Here is a 5,384-nt window from a genome sequence, read left to right on the forward strand (position 1 = left end):
GCCCCACCGGGGAGCGCCCTGGTGGGGCGGCGGTCAGGTCGCCGCGAGTAGCGCCATGATGTTCTTCTCGGTGACGTTCGGCCCGGTCAGCTGACCGGCGACGGCGCCGTCACGCAGCACTAGGACGCGGTCGCAGGAACCGACGAGTTCCTCCAGGTCGGAGGAGATCAGCATGACCGCCAGCCCGTCCACCGCGAGATCGTCGATGAGGGCCTGCACTTCGGACTTCGTGCCGATGTCGATGCCGCGGGTGGGCTCGTCGAGCATCAGCACCCGGGGGTGGGTGGCGAGCCAGCGTGCCAGCAGCACCTTCTGCTGGTTGCCGCCGGAGAGTTCCCCGACCGGCTGGTGCGGGCTGGTCGCCTTGATCCGTAGCCGCCGCATGAAGGTCTCGACGATCCGGTCGAGCCGGGCCTCGGAGACGATGCCGGCGCGGGAGAGTCGGGGGAGTGCGGCGAGCGCGATGTTGTCGCGGACCGACAGCGAAGCGATGATGCCCTCGGTCGTACGGTTCCGCGGCAGCAGTCCCACTCCGGCGCGGACGGCGCCGGCGATCGAGCGCTGGCGCAGGCGGGCGCCGGAGACGGTCACCTGCCCGGCGTCCAGCGGCATCGCGCCGGCGATCGCCTTCGCCGTCTCGCTTCGGCCGGCGCCCAGCAGGCCGCTGAGGCCGACGACCTCGCCCGGCCGGAGGTTGATCGACACGCCGCCGAGCACGTGGCGGCGGGTGAGGCCGGTGGCCTGCAGGATCGGCGGGTCGGCGGGCTCGACGGCCGATGCGCCGCCGCTCGTGGTCGTTCCGAGCGTCACCCGGCGGCCGAGCATCAGCGACACGAGTCGCATCCGGTCGAGGCCGGCGAGGGGGCCGGTGTGTACGACCCGACCGTCGCGCAGCACGGTGGCCCGGTCGCAGATCCGCTCGATCTCGGTAAGACGGTGGCTGACGTAGACGATCGACCGGCCCTGCTCGCGCAGCGTGTCCAGCATGCTGAGCAGCCGCTCGACCTGGTCGTCGTCCAGGCCGGCGGTGGGCTCGTCGAGGACGATCACCGAGGTGCCGGTGGCGATCGCGCGGGCCACGGCGACCAACTGCTGGATTCCGGCGTCGAACGACTCGAGGGGCTGTCGTACGTCGATCCGCAGGCCGCAGTCGGCCATGATGTCGCGCGCCCGGGTGTTCATGCGGGCGACGTTGATGAGGCCGAGCCGGTGACGCGGTTCGCGGCCCAGGAACAGGTTGCGGGCGACGCTCATCTGGGGAACGAGGTTGGCCTCCTGGTGGACCGCGCCGATCCCGGCGCGCTCGGCGTCGCGGGGGGAGGAGAAGCGTACCGGCGTGCCGTGTAACCGCAGTACCCCGGCGCCCGGTCGGTCGATGCCGCAGAGCACCTTGACCAGCGTCGACTTGCCGGCGCCGTTCTCGCCGAGGACGGCGTGCACCTCGCCGCGTCGCAGCGTGAACGAGACGTGGTCGAGGGCGCGGGTGCCGGGGAAGTCGCGGACCACGCCCGCGGCTTCGATCACGGTGCTGCTGCCTACCACAGTGCCTCCTCGTAGCGGCCGGCGAGTCGGCTGAGGCGAATGATGGCGTACGGCGGGTGCCAAGGTAAAGACGTCAGGGGCGGGCGACGTGCAGCCGCACGGCCCGGTTGGCCAGTTCGTCGAGCACGTCGCGGGGGGCGGCGTCGTCGGTCACGAGGTGGTCGATCTCGTCCGTCGGGACGGTCTGCACCATGGTGTCGACTCCGATCTTGGTGTGGTCGGCGAGCACGACGATCTCCTCGGCGGCCGCGGCGAGCGCCCGGTCGACGCTGGCGACCTGCATGTTCGGTGTCGAGACGCCGCGTTCGGGGGTGAGACCGTTGCCCGAGATGAAGGCCCGGCGCACCCGCAGACCGGCGAGCGAGCGCTCGGCGGCGCTGCCCACCAGCCCGAGGATGGCGCCGCGCAGGGTGCCGCCGGTGAGGACGACCTCGACCCGCGGTGCGTTGGCCAGTGCCTGGGCCACCAGCAGCGAGTTGGTCACGACGGCTAGTTCGGCGTAGCGGGTGAGCTGCTGGGCGAAGAGTTGGGTGGTCGTGCCGGCGCCGATGACGATGGCGTCGCCGTCCTCGACGAGCGAGGCGGCGAGTTCGGCGATGGCGGCCTTCTCGGCAGCGGCGACCTGGGCCTTCTGGGCGTAGGTGGGTTCCCGGGACAGCGCGCCGGGCGGGGTGGCCAGCGCGCCGGGCAGGGTCGCGCCGCCGTGATGGCGGTTGAGCAGTCCGTCGGCTTCCAGGATCCGCAGGTCACGTCGGACGGTGACCTCTGAGGACTGGACGGCCTGGGCGATGTCCCGCAGGGAGACCGCGCCGTTGGCGTGCATCAGTTCGAGGATGCGTTGCCGGCGTTCGGCGGCGAACATGGTTCGCCGGCCCTCGGTCGCCGTTCGCGAGTCGTCGCCAGGTGCCACGTTGTCCTCTCTTCGTGAACGGGTCGGTCTGGTTCTGATCGTACTCTGCACGGCCCTGAGCTTGGTGAGAGCGCTCCCGGATCGTTTCTGATCGGATCTGATCGAATGGTATTGACTTGAGATCGTGACGATGATTGATTGTTTCCCAACGATTTCAGGCAGGCCCGCACCCGGCCTGGCCGGCCGCATCGCCGGCCCGGGCCCGGGCGCTGCGGCCTGCCCTCTCACGCCACGCTCGTGAGAAAGGGGCCCTGAACGATGAGAAGAGCAGCCACCGCGCTGATCGCCGCGGTCTGCGTGATCGGCGGCGTGCCAGGGATCGCACGCGCCGAGGCGACCTGGCATCCGGGCACACCACCGATCGCCACGCCGTGGACCGGCCAGGTGTCACCGGACAACGCGCTTCCCGACTACCCCCGCCCCCAGCTGGTCCGTAAGAGGTGGGAGAGCCTGAACGGGGTCTGGCAGTTCGCGGGGGCACAGGAAGGCGAAGCCCCGCCGATCGGCGAGCAGCTCAGCGAGCGGGTGCTGGTGCCGTACCCGATCGAGTCGGCGCTGTCCGGCATTCAGCGGCACGAGGACCGCATGTGGTACCGGCGCTCCTTCCAGGTGCCGGCGAACTGGCGGATCGGCAGCGCCGAGCGGCTACGCCTCAACTTCGGCGCCGTCGACTACGACGCCACGGTCTGGGTCAACGGCGTCCAGGTCGGCACCCACCGCGGCGGCTACGACAGCTTCAGCGTCGACGTCACCGACGCCCTGCGCGATCGGGGCGCCCAGGAGCTGGTGGTCGGTGTAGAGGACCGCACCGACAAGACCTGGCAGCCGATCGGCAAGCAGCGCAACGTGCCGGACCGGGGGATCTTCTACACCTCGTCCTCCGGCATCTGGCAGAGCGTCTGGATGGAGCCGGTGCCGGCGAGCCACGTCGACCGGCTGGCGATGACGCCTGACGTGGGTGACGCCAGCCTCCGGCTCACCGCCCAGGTCGCCGAGGGCGACGGCCGCACGGTCGAGGCCGTCGCGTACGCCGGCAACAAGGTCGTCGGCCGCGCCTCCGGACCGGCCGGCGCCGAGCTGCGCGTCCCGGTGCCGAAGCCGCGGCTCTGGTCGCCCGACTCGCCGTACCTCTATGACCTGACGGTGCGGGTGCTGGACGGCCCGAAGGAGGTCGACCGGGTCCAGTCCTACTTCGGCATGCGCGAGGTCACCAAGGTCAAGGGCGCGGACGGCAAGCTCCACCTGGCCCTCAACGGCAAGATCCTGTTCAACCTGTCCACCCTAGATCAGGGGTACTGGCCGGACGGTATCTACACCGCGCCGACCGACGAGGCGCTGCGCTTCGACATCGCCGAGACCAAGCGGCTCGGCTTCAACACGATCCGCAAGCACATCAAGGTGGAGCCCGACCGGTGGTACTACTGGGCCGACCGCCTGGGGCTCATGGTGTGGCAGGACATGCCCGCCATGCGCACCGGCGGCATCCCACCCCTCGACGCGCAGCAGGAGTTCGAGCGGCAGCTGAAGGAGATCGTCGACGAGCACCGCAGCTGGACCTCCATCACGGTCTGGGTGCCGTTCAACGAGGGTTGGGGCGAGTGGGACCGCACCGCCACCGGCCGGATCGCCGATGAGCTGCGCGCCCAGGACCCGAGCCGGATGGTCAACGCGCACAGCGGCGTGAACTGCTGCGCCTCCAAGGGCGACTCGGGGCGCGGCGACATCATCGACTTCCACCAGTACCTCGGCCCGGCCTCACCGATCCCCAGCGGCGACCGGGTCGCCGTGGACGGCGAGCACGGCGGCCTCGGACTGGAGGTGCCCGGCCACATGTGGTTCGGTGACGGCCACGGCTATGAGATGACGCCCGACAGCGCCACCCTCACCCGGCGCTACGTGGAGAACCAGCGTGACCTGCTGACCGTCGCCAACCGGTGCGGGCTCTCCGGCGGTGTCTACACCCAGACCACCGACGTGGAGCACGAGGTCAACGGCTTCTACACCTACGACCGCCAGATCCAGAAGATGGACTTCGACCGGGTCCGGGACGTCAACCGCGCGATCGTCCGCTCGGTCGACGGCACCGGCGCGAACGCGCCGCAGCTGCCGCCGGGCACCCCCGGGCTGACCGGGGTGGGCTGGTGGCCGCTGGACGAAGGTAGCGGCACGGTGACCGACGACAAGGCCGGCAACCACAACGGAACGCTGATGAACGGCGCGACGTGGACCACCGGCCACTCCGGCAGCGCCGTGCAGCTCAACGGCGTGAACCAGTACGTCGACACCGGCGCCTCGATCCTCGACACCACCGGCAACTACACGGCGTCGGCCTGGGTGAAGCTCGACAGCCTCGGCGGGTTCGCCACCGCCGTGAGTCAGGACGGCAACAACCACAGCGCCTTCTTCCTGCAGTACTCCGGCGCGGACAACCGGTTCGCGTTCAGCTTCGCCGGGGTCCGGGCGCTCGCGCCGACCGCACCGCAGACCGGCCGCTGGTACCACCTGGTCGGCGTGCGGGACGCCGCCACCGGCACGCTGACGCTCTACGTCGACGGGCAGCGCGCCGGCACGGCCAGCTCCTGCCTGGGCGAGGCGTCCAGCGGACCGACGGTCATCGGGCGGGCCCGGTTCAACAGCGGCCCGGTCGACTACTGGCGCGGCGCGATCGACCAGGTGCAGGTCTACGACCGTGCCCTGTCCGCCGCCGAGGTCGCCCAGCTCTACGCGGCCGGAGCCAGCCTCTGAGGCACCTCCGCCTCGTCGCCGTCGTCGCCGCCGCGCGGCCACCCCCGCCCCCCCCCCGCGGCGCCCCCCCCCCCGGTGCCCGCGGCGCCCGGCGCGGCCGACGCGGCCCTCGACGACCTGCTGACCGACGGCAGCACGGTCGCGTTCGTGGAGGACTTCGCCACGGCGGTCGCGCTGGAATCGGCCG

Annotated in this window: 3 protein-coding genes; 1 reads left to right on the top strand and 2 read right to left on the bottom strand. The window is 71.3% G+C overall.

Annotated elements, in window-relative coordinates; all coding sequences use genetic code 11:
* Nucleotides 1-33: 33 nt before the first annotated feature.
* Both ACWEVO_RS29115 and ACWEVO_RS29120 read right to left on the bottom strand, forming a co-directional pair.
* Nucleotides 34-1,542, bottom strand: a complete 1,509-nt coding sequence (locus tag ACWEVO_RS29115) for a sugar ABC transporter ATP-binding protein (protein WP_452310678.1) — start codon at nucleotides 1,540-1,542, stop codon at nucleotides 34-36.
* A 73-nt stretch (nucleotides 1,543-1,615) separates the two neighbouring features.
* On the bottom strand, nucleotides 1,616-2,452 hold the full coding sequence (locus tag ACWEVO_RS29120; RefSeq protein WP_452310679.1) for a DeoR/GlpR family DNA-binding transcription regulator: 837 nt from the start codon (nucleotides 2,450-2,452) through the stop codon (nucleotides 1,616-1,618).
* Nucleotides 2,453-2,710: 258 nt separating this feature from the next.
* Between ACWEVO_RS29120 and ACWEVO_RS29125 the strand changes: the two genes are divergently transcribed.
* Nucleotides 2,711-5,197 carry a LamG-like jellyroll fold domain-containing protein gene (locus ACWEVO_RS29125; protein ID WP_452310680.1) on the top strand — a complete coding sequence of 829 codons (2,487 nt, stop codon included), beginning with the start codon at nucleotides 2,711-2,713 and terminating at the stop codon, nucleotides 5,195-5,197.
* Nucleotides 5,198-5,384: the final 187 nt, after the last annotated feature.

The organism is Micromonospora sp. NPDC003776 (assembly GCF_053605645.1).